A 16,812-nucleotide genomic window follows, 5' to 3' on the forward strand; every position below is an offset into this window, starting at 1 on the left:
TAGCAAGTTTAGAGAGCTTTAATTTTAATTCCTTACGGTTTCCCGTAATTATTCATTTTTTTTGATAAATTGATCATTGCATCACTAACTTTTTCCCTTACAATTTGCCCATAACTTTCTTGAGTAATAGTCATATTAGAGTGTCCTAATAGTTCTGATACTATCTCCATTGGTACATTATTATATAGAAGGACTGTGGAAGCAAAAGTTTTCCTAGCAATATGATGGGTAATGTTTTTGTTAATTCCAACAATTGCAGCTATTTCTTTTAAGTAGGAGTTTACTTTTTGATTACTTAATTTTGGGAGAGAGTTTTCATATTTATTTAAAATTGATTTTGCTTTTGGTAAAATTGGAATAGCTATTTGTTTTGATGTTTTTTCACGTTTCATTTGAATCCATTCCATATTATCAAATCCAATAGAAATGTTGTCTGATTTTAAATTAGTCATTTCATAATAGGCTAAACCAGTATAGCAACAAAAGACAAATAAATCTCTAACTTGATTTAATCTAGTTTGTTCAAATGAATAGTTTTCTAATTTGTTTAGTTCATCAGTTGTTAGAAAAACAATCTCTTTTTTTACTCGGCTAGCTTTATACATTAGAAAAGGATCTTTATCAAGGTAACCTTCTGAAATTGCATTTTTAATTGGTTTTCTAAATCTTTGAATAGTTTTATTTAAAGTAACTTGTTTGTTGTTCTTTTCTGTCTTTAAATAGTATTCAAACTCCTCTAAGAAATTCAAATTTAACTCATTTAAAGGAATGTCTTTTTGTTTAAAAGAAAACTTTATAAATGAAGCAACATCATTGTAAGCGTAGTTAAATTTATTCCAGGTGGATTGTTTTAAATCTTTACCTATTAGTTTTTTTAATTTTTCTAAATCTTTATTTAAATAGCTAATTACAGAATCTTCTTTTTTAGATGGTTTTTGAAAATAGGAATCAATAATGTTTTCAACTTTAATAGTTTCGTTTTCAATTTGAAGCTTGAAGTAGATGTTATTGATTTTTTGTTTAATGAGGGATAATTGACCATTTAGAACTGTGTAATCTATTTGTTTTGATTCAGCTAATTGCTTTTTAGAATTCCAATCTTTAGGATTAATGGAATTTCCTGTAGAGAATTGTTTTCTCTCTTTGTTGATAGTTATCCTACAATAAATAGGACAAATTCCTTTTTGATTTGTTTTTGCTTGATTGATTACAAACAAAATGGAGATTTTTTCTTGGTGCATGATTCCAATTGATTTTAATTAGACAATTGGCATACAATTCGATTTTAAAAAAATGGGAACCTCGAGATTTTTAATGGGAACCTCAATGGGAACCTTTTTTATTTAAATCTTGGTATAATTTCAAATAGTACTTCTTTTAGAGAAAGTTTGTAAACATCAAAGAATATTGATAAAAACAAAAAATCCAGTCTAAATAAATAAACTGGATTTTTAAAAAGCTCCCTCTCTTGGGCTCGAACCAAGGACCCTCTGATTAACAGTCAGATGCTCTAACCAACTGAGCTAAGAAGGAAACTGTATATTTTTAATTTTTTTAAGAACTTTTTTTGTGGCTAATCAAGAATAAAAAGATATTTTTTATCTGCTAAGCGGTTGCAAATATAAAGCGTTTTTTATTTTTTGCAAACAAAAAAGAATAATTTTTTTATTTTTTTTATTTTCCTACGATTGCTTTGTAAATGTCGTTACCATTTGCAAACACTAACAAGCTGATAAGCAATATAAAACCAACAAGTTGTGCTTTTTCCATAAATTTATCACTTGGTTTTTTCCCTGATATCATTTCGTATAATAAGAACATAACATGACCTCCATCTAACGCCGGAATAGGTAATAAATTCATTACACCAAGCATTATTGATAATAAAGCAGTAATGCTCCAAAAAGCTTCCCAACTCCATGATGATGGGAAAATATTGAAGATTGCTCCAAAACCTCCAACTCCTTTGTATGCTCCAGTACTAGGAGTGAATATTGCTTTCAGTTGTTTTCCGTAGCTAGATAATTGCTCAGCTCCTTTTTGTATTCCAACAGGAAATGATTCGAAGAAACCATATTCTTGTTTGTTTACTTTGTATAATCCCAATTTTTCAAGGTTACTATATGGTAAACGAGACGCAGAAATCAAGTCTAATTTAGCACTTTCATTTACTTTTAAGGTTGTTTTAATTTCCTTATCATCACGAAGTACAATTGCTTCAACGCTTTTACCTTTCAAATTATTTAAAATAGATTTAACTTGATCTGCATATTGAATAGAAGTTCCATTAATACTTTTAATAATATCTTTTGGATTAACTGCTTCTTTGTTTGGCGATTTTTCTGGGTAACCAGATACTACAAATGGTACACGAAGTTCTACTAACGAACCTCTTTCAGATTTCATTAACTGGTCAATAAAATTTATTGGCAATTTTATTGTTTCTTGTTTTCCTTCGCGTTCGATTACAACGTCTTTAGCTAAAAGTATTTTTTGATTAATTTCGTGGAATTTATCAACAGAATTTCCGTCGATTGATATAATCTTGTCACCTGTTTTTATTCCTGCTTTTTCTAATACTGGATTGTTTACCCAAACACCATTTTTTAAATCAGATGTTGCTATGTATTGATCGCCATAGAAGAAAGTCATCCCTATGTATATTATGAAAGCTAGGATGAAGTTTACGGTTACACCACCAAGCATTATTATTAAACGTTGCCATGCTGGTTTTGAACGAAATTCCCATGGTTGAGGTTCACCTTGCATTTGTTCTGTATCCATGCTTTCATCAATCATTCCAGCAATTTTTACATAACCACCTAAAGGTAGCCAACCAATTCCGTATTCTGTTTCACCAATTTTCTTTTTAAGTAATGAATACTTTACATCAAAGAAAAGATAGAATTTTTCAACTCTTGTTTTGAATAGTTTGGCAGGTATAAAGTGTCCTAATTCGTGAAGAACGATAAGTATTGATAAGCTCAGTAAAAACTGAGAAAGTTTAATTACAAATTCCATTTTTAAATTCTGTATTGTTATAAAAAAAGCAAAAGTAAGGTTTTCACCTTACTTTTTACTAAATATGTTGTTTATGTCTAATTTTTTATAATTTTTTTATGAAATGTCCCTTCAGATGTTTGAATTTGAACGAAATGTACACCAGATGATAATTGGCTTACAGAAAAATTAGCAGTATTATTTTCGATAACTTTTTGTCCTAAATTATTGAAAATGGTTACTTTTTCTATAGAAATATTACTTGGTATTTGTATGTGTAATTCATTTGACACAGGATTTGGGTAAAGAGCAATAGCTTTTTCTAAATTGAAATTTTCATTACCTAATGTTACCGTGTTGTTTTTAGAGATTATATCTTTCTCTGGGTCAAAAACTACATTGGTAATGGGGAAAGGAACCGATATGATAAACTCTTGATTATTGGTTGTATTTTCTAAAATTGTTTCAAATGTTTGCCCTCCAGTGCCAGTTAATCTTACTGGAATTGGCATTTCAAAGAACGAAACACTACTATGAGATTGTGTTTGGCTTACAGTAATCTTAGCTTGCCCAGCACCCCAATTTTGTGCAGTAATATTATAAGTTGGATATCCTTGATTAAAAACCCAATCATTAAAAAATTCAGTTAAACTACTTCCATAAACGGCTTCTAAATGAGATTTTAAATCGCTAGTTACGGCATATTTAAATGCTAAATTAGTGTCAGCTAGATAATTTCTTAATGCTTGAAAGAACATTGTATCACCCATTTTTAGTCGTAACATGTTTAAAACCATCGCGCCTTTGTTGTATGATAATCTTGAACTGAAGATACGTCCTACATTTAGAGCCTCAGTATCTGTTAGATAAACTGCACCACCAAGTTGTGAAGTAATGCTGTTTATCATGTTTGTTTTGTCGGTAATGAATGCTGCGTTTCCATCGAAATTTTCAATTACTAAGGATGCAAGATAAGTTGCAAAACCCTCATTCAACCATATGTCTTTCCAAGTTCCGCAGGTTACTTTATCACCAAACCATTGGTGTGCTAGTTCATGAGCAATTAATCCTCTACTAAAGTTGTTCATGAAAGAAACTGTTGTATGTTCCATTCCGCCACCCCAGCCGAATTGTGCATGTCCGTATTTTTCTAAATGAAAAGGATATATTTCAAAAGTAGAGCTGAAAAAATTCATTATCAGCGGAGTTTGATTTAATTGTGTTTGAACTGTTGGAGTAAAGGTTTCAGGGTAAATATAGTTTACTATAGGAAAAGTGTTTGGAGCTGTTCCTGCAGTTTGTGTGTAAACAGTATAATCAGTAGCTGCAATACATATTAAGTAAGCAGGAATTGGGTAATTGTGATGAAAATGAGTTGTTTTGTTTGCGCCATTTACAACTTGAGATTGTTCTAAACCATTAGCAACAGCGACATATTGAGAAGGAGCAGTTATAAATACGTCGATACTATTAATTTTGTCATTTAAATCTTGTTTACACGGCCACCAATCTCTAGCGCCAAATGGTTCTGATAATGTCCAAAGTACAGGTGTGCCGTTATGTGCTGTTGCTGCAAATGAACCAAATCCACCACTTGGAGGAGCACCAGAATAAATGATTTCAATTGTTGCAGGAGTTCCAGTTGTTTGAGTACTTGGCAAAGTGATTATTAATTCGTCTGAAGCGTTTTGTACAAACGTTAAATTGTTAGTTCCAATTTTCACAGAAGTTACAACCATTTCTGTTGCTAAATCGAAAGTAACAGTATTCATATTAGCAAGAGCCGTATAGGTTGTTGTGACTTTTCCCGAGATAAAATATACTGCAGGATCTATTGTTAACTCTAATTTATGGTAAGTTACATCGTAATTAAGAGTGTTCGGATTTACAGCAACTGCCATAAGATTAGAAGCCGATTTCATTTCAGCATTAACAATTTCATTTAGTTCCTCTTGTTCTTTTTGGGCGAAGGAAAAGAAAACTGAAAAAAGACTTAGAAGTAAGTAGGTTTTTCTCATTTGAATTAACAATTTTTTGCGAATATAGTAATTTTTTGGTTTTACAATTTGTAAAGTTTTACTAAAAATAGAATTAAGTTCTTAAAATAGATGACTTTACATACAATAATAGAAACTCATTGTAATATTCTATTAATAGAAATCAATTCCTTAAATTTGCAATCTTATAAAATTTAAGTCATGTTACAGATAGCATTTATTAGAGAAAACCAAGAGAAAGTTGTTAAAGCTTTAGCCAAAAAACACATGGATGCCAAAACCATTGTGGAAGAAATTGTTCAAACAGATGATTTGAGAAGAAGTTCTCAAGCTGAATTAGAAAACACTCTTGCCGAATCCAATAAATTATCTAAAGATATTGGTGAAATGATGAAGAATGGTGAGAAATCTAAAGCTGAAATTTTAAAGCAAAAGACGGTTCAATTGAGAGAACTTGGAAAAGAGTTATCTGAAAAAGTGGATGCTTTAGCCAATGAAATTACTCAGAAACTATATTTATTACCTAATCTTCCAGCAGCTATTGTTCCTGAAGGAAAAACTCCAGAAGAAAACTTAAATGTTTTTGAAGAAGGTGATGTTCCAAAATTGCATGAAGGTGCTTTACCACATTGGGAATTGGTAAAAAAATATGACATCATCGATTTTGAATTAGGAAATAAAATTACAGGCGCAGGATTTCCTGTTTATAAAGGAAAAGGAGCAAAATTGCAACGTGCTTTAATTACCTATTTCTTAGATAAAAATACCGATGCAGGTTATCTTGAATATCAAGTACCACATCTTGTAAACGAAGCGTCTGCTTATGGGACGGGACAATTGCCTGATAAAGATGGTCAAATGTATCATGATGCTACTGATGATTTGTATTTAATTCCTACAGCAGAAGTTCCAGTAACTAATATTTTTAGAGATGTTATTTTATCTGAAAATGAATTGCCAGTAAAATGTACAGGTTATACACCATGTTTCCGTAGAGAAGCAGGTTCGTATGGCGCACACGTTCGTGGATTGAATCGTTTGCATCAATTTGATAAAGTAGAAATAGTACGTGTGGAACATCCAGAGAAATCTTATGAAGCATTGGATGAAATGGTAGAGCACGTAAAAGATATTATGCGTGAATTGAAATTGCCTTACAGAATTTTACGCCTTTGTGGTGGTGATATGAGTTTTGCTTCTGCATTAACTTACGATTTTGAAGTGTTTTCAACGGCTCAAGACAGATGGTTAGAAATTTCATCAGTTTCTAATTTTGAAACTTTTCAAGCGAATCGTTTGAAATTAAGATTTAAAGATAAAGACGGAAAAAATCAATTGGCACATACGTTGAACGGAAGTTCGCTAGCGTTACCAAGAGTTTTAGCTGGAATTTTAGAAAATTACCAAACACCAGAAGGAATTGTAGTTCCAGAAGTGTTGCGTAAATACACAGGATTTGACATTATTAACTAAAAGTTAATCTTATATAAATAATGTACTAAATTGGCACAAAATGTGTTACTTTAGTACATTGTTTTTTAAAGGTATTTGATGAAACAATTATTATATTTATTCTTTTTGGTTTCAGTTACCCTTGTGAATTCACAAAATAACCAGCCAATTATTCCTAAAGAAGGAAAGTTAATTACTGACTTTGTTCCAAGAAAATGGAAGATTATTGCAAAGTCAGAAGGCGATTTGAATAAAGATAAAATTAATGATGTTGCCTTTGTAATTGAAAACACTGCAACAGAAAATATTGTTTTAAACGGAGGTTTTGGAAAAGACACGTTGAATGTCAATCCAAGGTTTTTGTTGGTTTTATTTAAAACAGATTCAAAATATGTTTTGAAAAGTATCAATAAAAAATTTATTCCTTCGCAAGATGATTCAGAAAGTCCTTGTTTGGATGATCCATTTATGGAAAATGGCGGAATTGAAATTAAAAATGGCATTCTAAATATAGATTTGCATTATTGGTTAAGCTGTGGTAGTTGGTATGTAACAGATAGAAAATACAAGTTTAGATTTCAAGATAATAGTTTTGTTTTAATAGGATATGATTCGGATAGTTTTCATAGGTCATCGGGTGAAAGTGAATCGGAGAGCATTAATTTTCTATCTAAAAAGAAAGAACTAATTACAGGAATGAACGAATTTGAAGAAAGTAATCCAAAAACAACTTGGAAAAGCATTAAAATTGAAAAACTAATAAAATTAGAAGATTTAACCACTGATTCAGAAATTGATTATTAAATGAAAAAAATCATTGCTTTATTATTTATATTCTTATCACTATTTGTTCATGGTCAAAACGAACAATTGGCGCTAAACTACTTTGATAGAGGTGAGTTTGAAAAGGCTTTGGTAAGTTATGAAGAACTGCTAAAAGCACAGCCTAATAATTTCAATTATTTTCAGAAAGCAGTAGAATGTTATCAGCAGTTACAACAATTTGATAAGGCAGAAAAAGCTATTCAGGAACGATTAGACAAATACAAACAAGGCAATTTCTTAGTTGAATTAGGGTATAATTATCAACTTCAAAAAAATCAAGAAAAGGCCAACAAGTATTACGATCAAGCTATTGATAAAATTAAGAAGAATCCAAGTGAGGTGTATCAAATAGCCTATGTTTTTGATAGAAAAGCCTTGGTGGATTATGCTTTATTGGCTTATCAAACAGCAGTTTCGTTGGAGCCCAAGTTCAATTTTAATTTCCAAATGGCTTTGCTTTATGGTCAGAAAGGCGAAACAGATAAGATGATTGACATGTTCTTGACAGAAGCATATACCAATCCTCAAAACTTGATTATGATTCAAAATCAGTTATCTCGTTTTACAACGGAAGAAACAGATGTAACTTTCAACGATGCTTTAAAGAAAGCCCTACTAGTTAGAATTCAAAAAAATCAAGATATATTTTGGAATGAATTTTTGAGTTGGTTTTATGTTCAACAAAAGGAGTATGGAAAAGCCTTTATTCAAGAAAAAGCTATTTACAAAAGAAATCCAGAATCTTTTTCAAACATTGTAAATTTAGGTCAATTAGCTATTGAAGAAAATGATCAAGAAGCGGCAAAAGAAATATTAGGTTTTGTTCTTGAAAACACTAAAGATTTGGATTTGCAAATTCAATCACATTCCTATTTAATGGAAATGAAAATTGATAAAGCGCTTCCTAAAGATTATCCAGCAATTAATCTTGAATTGGATAATTTAATAAAGGAGTTTGGTGTTAGTCCGTTTTCTTTATCTCTTTTGAAAATTAAAGCACATTTTGTGACATTTAACATGAAAGATGCAGAAACTGGGAAAGTAATTTTGAAGAACGTTTTAGAAATGCCATTGAATAGAGATCAAGTGGCAGAAGTTAAAATGGAGCTGGCAGATATTTTATTATTTGAAGAAAAATTCAATCAAGCCTTAATCTATTATTCGCAAATTGAGAATGACGCTAACAATAGTCCTATTGGTCAAGAAGCAAGCTTAAAAACAGCCAAAACTAGTTATTTTAAAGCTGACTTTAAATGGGCAGAACACCAATTGAAAGTTTTAAAATCGGCTTCAACCCAGTTGATTGCTAATGACGCTTTAGATTTATTTCTTTTAATTTCAGATAACACTGTTGAAGATTCGACACAAGTTGCCTTAAAGAAATTTGCTCGCGCCGATTTTTTATTATATCAAGAGAAAAAGCAAGATGCACTTACTGCTTTTCAAGCTATTTTAAAAGAAAATAAAGGCGATGCCATTGAACCAGTAACCTTATTAAGAATTGGAAAAATCAATGAAGAATTAGGTGATACTAATGCTGCTTTGGCAAATTATAAGTTGATTTTAGATAATTTTAAAGAATGTATCTATATAGATGAGGCATTATTTTATTCTGCCGAAATTTACAATCAATTGAATGATATTGAAAAAGCAAAACCACTTTATGAAGAAGTTATCACTAAACATGAAGACAGTATTCACTATGTAACTTCACAGAAAAAATACAGGAAACTTCGAGGTGATTCAATTTAGTATTTAGATAGCAGTAATTAAAAACAGCAATTTATTATCATATGATATTATACAACGTAACAGTAAACATCCATGAAAGTGTCCACAATCAATGGATGAATTGGATGCAAACCAAACACATAAATGACGTTCTTGCCACTGGAAAATTCTCTTCAGCTAGAATGGTAAAAGTTTTAGTTGAAGAAGAAATGGGCGGAACAACCTACGCCATTCAATACACTACTGATAGCAAGGAAACTTTGCAACGCTATTACGATGAAGATGCGCCAAGATTAAGAGAAGAAGGAGCAAGACTTTTTGGAGACAAAATGTTAGCTTTCAGAACGGAGTTGGAAATGATCTCGGAATTTTTTCAGACGAATTAAAACAAACAATTTGCTTTGCGCCTTTGAGCCTTTGCGAGAAAAAAACTTAGCGACTTAGCGCCTTTGTGGCAAACAACACACTGAAATAAATTCAGCATAAATGGAAAAAGTAAAAGCAAAAAAACACCTCGGACAACATTTCTTAAAAGACGAATCTATCGCTAAAGCCATTGCCGATACTTTACATCTTGAAGGCTATGATGACTTATTAGAAATTGGTCCAGGAATGGGTGTTTTGACCAAATATTTATTGGAAAAACCAATTACGACTTATGTTATTGAAATCGATACAGAATCGGTAGCGTATCTTGATGCCAATTATCCAAAACTTAAAGATAAAATCATTTCTAAAGATTTCTTGAAATACAATATCAACGAGGTTTTTGACGGAAAACAATTCGCAATCATTGGTAACTTTCCTTACAATATTTCTACTCAAATAGTTTTCAGAACTTTAGAATATCGCAATCAAATTCCAGAGTTCTCAGGCATGTTTCAAAAAGAAGTTGCTGAAAGAATTTGTTCTAAAAAAGGAAGTAAAGTCTATGGAATTTTGTCAGTTTTAGCCCAAGCATTTTATGAGGTTGAATATCTTTTTACCGTTGACGAAACCGTTTTTGATCCACCACCAAAAGTAAAATCTGGCGTGATGCGTATGCGTAGAAAAGAGAATTATTCCTTGCCTTGTAGCGAAAAGTTGTTGTTTACAGTAGTTAAAACTGCTTTTCAACAGCGAAGAAAAACTATGCGAAACAGTTTAAAATCACTAAATTTGTCCGATAATTTAAGAGAAGATACTATTTTTGATCTTCGACCAGAGCAATTATCGGTAGAACAATTTATTGAACTTACCCAAAAAATAGAGGCCAATGCAGTTTAAAATCAGCAAAGAACTTTTAGTTCAAATAGAGCAATTAATTCATCAAAAGAACGACCAAGAGTTGGAAATTTTGTTGAACGACTTGCACCATGCTGATATTGCCGAAATTTTTGATGAGTTAGAAACCGATGAAGCCATCTATATTTTCAAAATATTAGATAGCGAAATTACTGCCGAAATTCTAACCGAACTTGAAGACGACGTTCGTGAAAAAATACTTCGCGGACTTTCTGCCAAAGAAATTGCTGAAGAGCTTGATGAACTTGACACCGATGACGCAGCAGATATTATTGCCGAACTATCACAAAGCAAAAAAGAAGAAGTAATTTCTGAGCTTGAAGACGTTGAGCATGCTAAAGATATTGTAGATTTATTACGTTACGACGAAGATACAGCCGGAGGTTTGATGGGAAAAGAGTTGGTAAAAGTCAACGAAAATTGGAACGTACTAACTTGCGTAAAAGAAATGCGAATTCAAGCTGAAAATGTAACTCGTGTTCATTCTATATATGTCGTTGATGATGAAAATCGTCTTAAAGGAAGATTATCTTTAAAAGATTTATTGACCACTTCCACTAAAACACCAATTAGTGAAGTTTACATCAAAAAAGTAGATTCTGTTCGTGTCAATGCTTCCAATGTTGAGGTAGCACGAATCATGCAAAAATACGATTTGGAAGCCATTCCAGTTGTTGATGAAATGGGACGATTGGTTGGTCGAATTACCATTGATGACATCGTTGACGTTATCAAGGAAGAAGCTGATAAAGATTACCAATTAGCTGCCGGTATCTCACAAGACGTTGAAGCTGATGATAGCATTCTTGAATTGACCAAAGCACGTTTGCCTTGGTTAGTCCTTGCACTTTTTGGAGGTTTTATAAGCGTAACATTGCTCGAAAGTTTTCAAGGCGCGATGCAATTTCATAAAGAATTATTCTTTTTCACACCACTAATTGCCGCGATGGCAGGAAATGTTGGCGTTCAATCATCAGCAATTATTGTTCAAGGTTTGGCTAATCACACCATCAGCGGCACCATATTTAATCGATTGTTAAAAGAAATCTCCTTGAGTTTATTCAATGGATTAATTCTAGCAACCTTATTATTTATAGGAAGCCATTTTCTATTAGGTGTAGAAACCAAAATAGGAGTAATTGTGACCATCGCTTTAGTTTCAGTAATCATCATTGCATCCTTAATAGGTACTTCCATTCCACTTATCCTAGATAAATTCGGAATCGATCCAGCACTTGCCACAGGACCATTTATCACTACAAGTAACGATATTTGTGGAATCTTAATTTACTTTTCGATTGCTAAATTGATTTTAGGGTTTTAGAGCGAATGGCTTGGTCATTATTTATAAACCATTTTCCTGCTTTACGTCATGCACGGCATTTCCTCCAATCAGGGCTAGATTGTATTTGTCTTTTCCTTTTGTTTCGGTTTTCAAAAAATGTTTATCTTTAACCAACAAATTTGCATTAACCCGAAACCCGAAACCCGAAACCTTGAAACCCGAAACTGTAAAAATCCTCCACATCGACAGCAATCATCCGTTATTATGGAATCAACTTGAACAAGCAGGTTTCACTAATGAAGAAGATTTCACTTCCACAAAAGAAGAAGTCGAAGCAAAAATCCAAAACTATAAAGGAATTGTGATTCGTTCGCGATTCAAAATCGATAAAACATTTCTCGACAAAGCAACCAATTTGCAATTTATTGCCAGAGTTGGCGCAGGTTTAGAAAGCATCGATTGTGATTATGCAATAGAAAAAGGCGTTCATTTAATTGCTGCGCCAGAAGGAAATAGCAATGCTGTTGGCGAACATGCACTCGGAATGTTATTGTCATTAATGAACAAATTAAATCGCGCCGACAAGTTAGTTCGCGAAGGAAAATGGATTCGTGAAGGCAATCGAGGTTACGAACTAGAAGGTAAAACTGTAGGAATAATTGGTTATGGAAATATGGGAAAATCTTTTGCCAAAAAACTACGTGGATTTGATGTAAAAGTACTTTGTCACGATATTTTAGAACATGTTTCCGATGAAAACGCTACTCAAGTTTCATTGCAAGAACTTCAAAAACAAGCCGATGTTTTGAGTTTACACCTTCCATGGACGCCAGAAACCGATAAAATGGTAAATACAGAATTTATCAATTCGTTTTCAAAACCATTTTGGTTTATCAATACATCAAGAGGGAAAAATGTAGTAACTACCGATTTAGTGAATGCATTAGAATCAGGAAAAGTTCTCGGCGCAGGTTTAGACGTTTTAGAATATGAAAAACTTTCGTTTGAAAACTTATTTATAGACACTGAGAAACCAGCAGCTTTTCAGTATTTATTAGATTCAGATAAAGTTCTTCTTACGCCACATATTGCTGGTTGGACCTTTGAAAGTCATCAAAAATTAGCACAAACTATTGTCGATAAAATCGTCAATTATTATAAAGGATAACTTTTTTAGTAACTTTTGTAGTAATTGTTCGTCTTATTATTAAAATTTTATATTTTAGTAAAATTAAAAATCAATAACACTAACCAACAAAACAAAAATTATGGAATCAAGTAAAGTAGATATGTTCATGATGACCAATTCAAAATTTTTTGAAGCACATCATTTAATGGCAGTAAGAGAAAAATTATTAACTCTTGATGATTCAAAATGGGGAATGGTTCAAACTATGCAATTTAAAGATCCAACAACAAGTATCATTGTTTCATTACTTGGAGGTCAATTAGGAATTGATAGATTCATGATTGGTGATACAGGAATGGGAATTGGAAAGTTATTAACTTGTGGTGGATTAGGAATTTGGGCAATTATTGATTGGTTTTTAATCATGGGAGCAACTCGTGAAAAAAACATGGAAACTTTCCAAAATTCGTTATACTAAACAATGACCAAAAACAAGTTATATGCTATTGTTTTTATAGTTTGTTTTTTTGGCTTAGCCTATCTTTTTTATAAAATAAATTATTCCGAAAGTTCTCATTTAACTGTTTGTATTATCAAAAATGTGACAGGTTATGCTTGTCCTTCTTGTGGTACAACTCGTGCGGTTCAGCTTTTTCTAGAAGGAAATTTTGCTGCTTCACTTCAAATGAATCCTTTCGGAATAATTGTTGCTATACTCATGGTGATTGCACCAATTTGGATTTTATTTGATATAATTACAAAAAAGGACACCTTCTATTTTTGGTATAAAAAAACAGAAGAAATCATTCGAACAAAATGGATAGCGATTACTTTAATTATTTTAGTACTACTCAATTGGATTTGGAATATATATAAAGGATTATGATATACGATACTACTTTTCCCTACAAACCTTCAGAGCACGAATCTGAAAAAGCATCTAATAGTTATTTGATGTCTTTGGTAGCTTTAGTTGCTGGTTTGCCGTTGCCAATAATCAATTTGTTTGCAACTTTTTTCTTCTATTTAGCCAACAGAAAAGGAACTTATTTTGTTCGTTGGCATTGTCTTCAAGCTTTATTTTCACAAATGGCTTTGCTTTGCATGAACAGCTTCGGATTTTGGTGGACTGTTTCAATTATTTTTAGAGGAGAAAAACCTACCAATTATTATTTTGCGTATTTGTTTACGGTAATTTTTTTCAATTTATTAGAGTTTGTTTCTACTATTTATAGTGCCGTTCAAACACGAAAAGGAATTCATGTACAACAATGGTTTTTTGGAAGTTTAACTAATTTAATCTGCAAACCAAATGATAAATAAAACGTTAGTTCAAGGAATCGTTATTCTAGTTTTATTCTTCGGAATGTTCTTCGGATTATCAAGAATTGACTTTGTTTCCTTATTCGAAATTGAAAAAAGAACCGCTTCTGCCGAAAATAATATTGGCGATTTAATTTGGGATCAAATTCAAGATACGGAAGATGTAATTCTGAATGATTCTATTGTAAAAACATTAGATAAATTGATTTTGCCAATTTGTGAAGCCAACGATATTGAACGTGATTCATTGAAAGTTCACATTATTGATAAAGACGAAGTAAACGCATTTGCTTTACCTAATAATCACTTAGTAGTTTATACAGGATTGATTGAAGATTGCAAAAAACAAGAAGCATTGCAAGGTGTTTTAGGTCATGAAATTGCGCATATTCAAAACAATCACGTGATGAAAAAACTTTCTAAAGAAATAGGATTATCAGTAATTCTTTCTGCTGCAACAGGTGGTAAAGGCGGAGCAATTTTAAAAGAAATTTTGAATACTTTGTCTTCTACAGCATACGACAGAACGTTAGAAAAAGAAGCTGATATGGAAAGTGTAAAATATCTATTAGAAGCTGACATCAATCCAGAGCCAATGGCCGATTTCATGTATGAATTAGCCCAAGCTCAGAATGTGCCTAATACTCTAGAATGGATTTCAACGCATCCCGATTCTGAGGAAAGAGCAAAATATATTTTAGATTATCTTAAAGGTAAGAAATACAAAAAGATACAAACTCTAACCCAAAAAGAGTGGGAAGATTACAAGGTTTTGATTAAGAATAATGTGGAATAAAAAAAAAGCTAAACTGAAAAGTTTAGCTTTTTTTATAATTATGAACACTGAACCACTACTCGTGTTTCTCGCTCAACTTTCTTTCCAATTCGGCTTGAAATTCTTCCATTACAGGTTTCATGGTGCTTTCAGGAATATCAGCAATTCTTATGTACATTAAACCATCAATAGCATTGTTGAATAATGGGTCAACATTGAAGGCAACTAAACGTGCATTTTGCTTTATGTATTTCTTGATTAAAACCGGTAATCTTAAATTTCCAGGTTCTAATTCGTCAATGATTTTATCAAATTTATTCAAATCGGCTTCTGCTTCATCGAAGATAAAATCCTTATCCGCATCTTTTAATTTTACTTTAAATTCCTTTTTAGGATGCACATATTGCGCAATGTAAGGATCGTAATAATTGGATTTCATAAACTCAATCATCAACGACTTAGAAAAATCGGTAAATTGATTACTGATACTTACGCCACCAAGTAAAAATTTATGTTCAGGATAACGTAAGGTTGTATGAATAATTCCGCGCCAAAGTAAGAACAAAGGCATTGGTTTTTGTTGGTATTCTTTTACGATAAAAGCACGTCCCATTTCGATAGAACTTTTCATCATATCGTGCAATTCAGTTTCAAATCGAAACAAATCATTCAAATAGAAACCATCCATTCCATATTTAGGAAAAATCTCGGAACCTAATCCCATTCTATAAGCACCAGCAACTTTTTTTGCTTCTTCATCCCACAAAAACATGTGATGATAATATTTGTCGTACTTATCTAAATCGATAGATTCGTTTGTTCCTTCACCAACTTCTCGGAAAGTGATTTCTCGCAAACGTCCAATTTCATGAAGAATGTTTGGGATTTTATTGGCTTCTGTAAAAAATACTTCATAGTTCTTACTTTGAAAAAATCTAGAATCGGTTTTACGCAATTCTTCCACTTCGGCAATCATTTTTTCTTGGCTTGCAGGTGTAACGATTTTCTTTGGACTTTTCGGAGTTTTTAAGTTAGGAACATTCAATAATTTATTTTCTTCATTGAAAGAATTGGCCAACATATAGGTTTTCTTTCTCAAGAATTCAGAATATTCATCAATTGATTTATATTCATTTTGTTCGGCAACAGAAATAGGTTTTCCAATTCTAACTTTAATAATCCTATCTTTTTGAGAAAATAATTCTGATGGTAATTTTGCTGTTCTAAGTGTGCCGCCAATTTTAGAAAGAAAATAAAATAATCGACTATTTTTCGCATGAAAATATATTGGAACAACAGGAACTTGGGCTTTTCTAATTACTTTAATTGCACCTTCTTCCCAAGCTTTATCTACTACTAATTTGCCATCTTTGTATGTAGAAACTTCACCAGCAGGAAACATTCCTAAAGGTTTTCCATCACTCAAATGACGTAACGTTTCTTTAATTCCGATAACGCTAGATTTAGCATCTTTATGATTTTCAAACGGATTTACCGGCATGATGTATTGCTTCATTGGCTCAATTCTGTGCAATAAAAAATTGGCTATGATTTTGAAATTTGGTTCTTTTTCCAACATTAATTTCAATAACAAAATACCGTCAATTCCACCAAGTGGATGATTGGAAATAGTAATGTAGGCACCATCTTTTGGAAGACGTTTAAAATCTTCTTCAGGGATTTCAAATTTAATTTCTAAATCGTTTAGAATTGCATTCAAAAACTCAACGTCTTTTATGTGCTTATTTCTATCATAAATTTTATTTAAGGTAGAAATTTTTAAAATTTTCATTAGCAACCAACCCGAAAAAGTACCGAAAACTCCGTACTTATCAGCGTTTATTGCTTTTGCAACTTCTTTAGCAGTGACTAAACCCATTCAGTTATTTGTTTATTGAGCAAGAAACAAAGATAGTAATTCTATTTGAATGGATTTTTGAAAAAATGCAGAAATCAAAAAAAGGTTAAACAAAACTTATATTTTAGATTTAACATAGATAGATTTCAGGTT

Annotated in this window: 15 protein-coding genes and 1 tRNA gene; 11 read left to right on the forward strand and 5 right to left on the reverse strand. The window is 31.9% G+C overall.

Going from position 1 to position 16,812, the window contains the following annotated elements:
• Positions 1–32: 32 nt before the first annotated feature.
• The 4 genes from ACYU7A_RS04620 to ACYU7A_RS04635 all read right to left on the reverse strand — a co-directional run bounded on the left by ACYU7A_RS04620 (position 33) and on the right by ACYU7A_RS04635 (position 5,018).
• Entirely contained in the window at positions 33–1,241 is a 1,209-nt protein-coding gene (locus ACYU7A_RS04620) for a phage integrase SAM-like domain-containing protein (RefSeq protein WP_460574469.1), read from the reverse strand.
• A 218-nt stretch (positions 1,242–1,459) separates the two neighbouring features.
• Positions 1,460–1,533: transfer RNA gene (locus ACYU7A_RS04625), tRNA-Asn, on the reverse strand.
• Between the two features lie 141 nt (positions 1,534–1,674).
• A complete protein-coding gene (rseP, locus tag ACYU7A_RS04630; protein ID WP_460574471.1) occupies positions 1,675–3,021 on the reverse strand; it encodes an RIP metalloprotease RseP in 1,347 nt (448 codons plus the stop codon).
• A 77-nt stretch (positions 3,022–3,098) separates the two neighbouring features.
• The gene (locus ACYU7A_RS04635) at positions 3,099–5,018 is read right to left on the reverse strand and encodes a M1 family aminopeptidase (protein ID WP_460574473.1); all 1,920 of its coding nucleotides are present in this window, start codon (positions 5,016–5,018) and stop codon (positions 3,099–3,101) included.
• A gap of 180 nt (positions 5,019–5,198) precedes the next feature.
• Between ACYU7A_RS04635 and serS the strand changes: the two genes are divergently transcribed.
• The 11 genes from serS (at position 5,199) to ACYU7A_RS04690 (ending at position 14,822) form a co-directional block, all read left to right on the forward strand.
• The gene (gene serS / locus ACYU7A_RS04640; protein WP_460574475.1) at positions 5,199–6,470 is read left to right on the forward strand and encodes a serine--tRNA ligase; all 1,272 of its coding nucleotides are present in this window, start codon (positions 5,199–5,201) and stop codon (positions 6,468–6,470) included.
• A 78-nt stretch (positions 6,471–6,548) separates the two neighbouring features.
• Positions 6,549–7,253 carry a hypothetical protein gene (locus ACYU7A_RS04645; RefSeq protein WP_460574477.1) on the forward strand — a complete coding sequence of 235 codons (705 nt, stop codon included), beginning with the start codon at positions 6,549–6,551 and terminating at the stop codon, positions 7,251–7,253.
• Positions 7,254–9,026 carry a tetratricopeptide repeat protein gene (locus ACYU7A_RS04650; protein ID WP_460574479.1) on the forward strand — a complete coding sequence of 591 codons (1,773 nt, stop codon included), beginning with the start codon at positions 7,254–7,256 and terminating at the stop codon, positions 9,024–9,026.
• Positions 9,027–9,067: 41 nt separating this feature from the next.
• Complete coding sequence (locus ACYU7A_RS04655) at positions 9,068–9,391, forward strand: DUF4286 family protein (RefSeq protein WP_298309305.1); 324 nt, start codon at positions 9,068–9,070, stop codon at positions 9,389–9,391.
• 100 nt (positions 9,392–9,491) lie between these two features.
• Entirely contained in the window at positions 9,492–10,271 is a 780-nt protein-coding gene (rsmA, locus tag ACYU7A_RS04660; protein WP_460574482.1) for a 16S rRNA (adenine(1518)-N(6)/adenine(1519)-N(6))-dimethyltransferase RsmA, read from the forward strand.
• On the forward strand, positions 10,261–11,613 hold the full coding sequence (mgtE, locus tag ACYU7A_RS04665) for a magnesium transporter (RefSeq protein WP_460574484.1): 1,353 nt from the start codon (positions 10,261–10,263) through the stop codon (positions 11,611–11,613). The genes rsmA and mgtE overlap by 11 nt, the downstream gene beginning before the upstream one ends.
• 172 nt (positions 11,614–11,785) lie before the next feature.
• Positions 11,786–12,742, forward strand: a complete 957-nt coding sequence (locus ACYU7A_RS04670) for a 2-hydroxyacid dehydrogenase (protein WP_460574486.1) — start codon at positions 11,786–11,788, stop codon at positions 12,740–12,742.
• A 100-nt stretch (positions 12,743–12,842) separates the two neighbouring features.
• Positions 12,843–13,181, forward strand: coding sequence for a TM2 domain-containing protein (locus ACYU7A_RS04675; protein ID WP_298395397.1), 339 nt, complete (start codon positions 12,843–12,845; stop codon positions 13,179–13,181).
• A gap of 3 nt (positions 13,182–13,184) precedes the next feature.
• Positions 13,185–13,589, forward strand: coding sequence for a DUF2752 domain-containing protein (locus ACYU7A_RS04680; RefSeq protein WP_460574489.1), 405 nt, complete (start codon positions 13,185–13,187; stop codon positions 13,587–13,589).
• A complete protein-coding gene (locus ACYU7A_RS04685; protein WP_396143610.1) occupies positions 13,586–14,026 on the forward strand; it encodes a hypothetical protein in 441 nt (146 codons plus the stop codon). Before ACYU7A_RS04680 ends, ACYU7A_RS04685 begins: the two co-directional genes overlap by 4 nt.
• Positions 14,016–14,822 carry a M48 family metallopeptidase gene (locus ACYU7A_RS04690; RefSeq protein ID WP_460574491.1) on the forward strand — a complete coding sequence of 269 codons (807 nt, stop codon included), beginning with the start codon at positions 14,016–14,018 and terminating at the stop codon, positions 14,820–14,822. Before ACYU7A_RS04685 ends, ACYU7A_RS04690 begins: the two co-directional genes overlap by 11 nt.
• 55 nt (positions 14,823–14,877) lie before the next feature.
• On the opposite strand, the gene ACYU7A_RS04695 is transcribed toward ACYU7A_RS04690, so the two are convergent.
• The gene (locus tag ACYU7A_RS04695; RefSeq protein ID WP_460574493.1) at positions 14,878–16,680 is read right to left on the reverse strand and encodes a GNAT family N-acyltransferase; all 1,803 of its coding nucleotides are present in this window, start codon (positions 16,678–16,680) and stop codon (positions 14,878–14,880) included.
• Positions 16,681–16,812: the final 132 nt, after the last annotated feature.

This window comes from Flavobacterium koreense, from assembly GCF_054776075.1.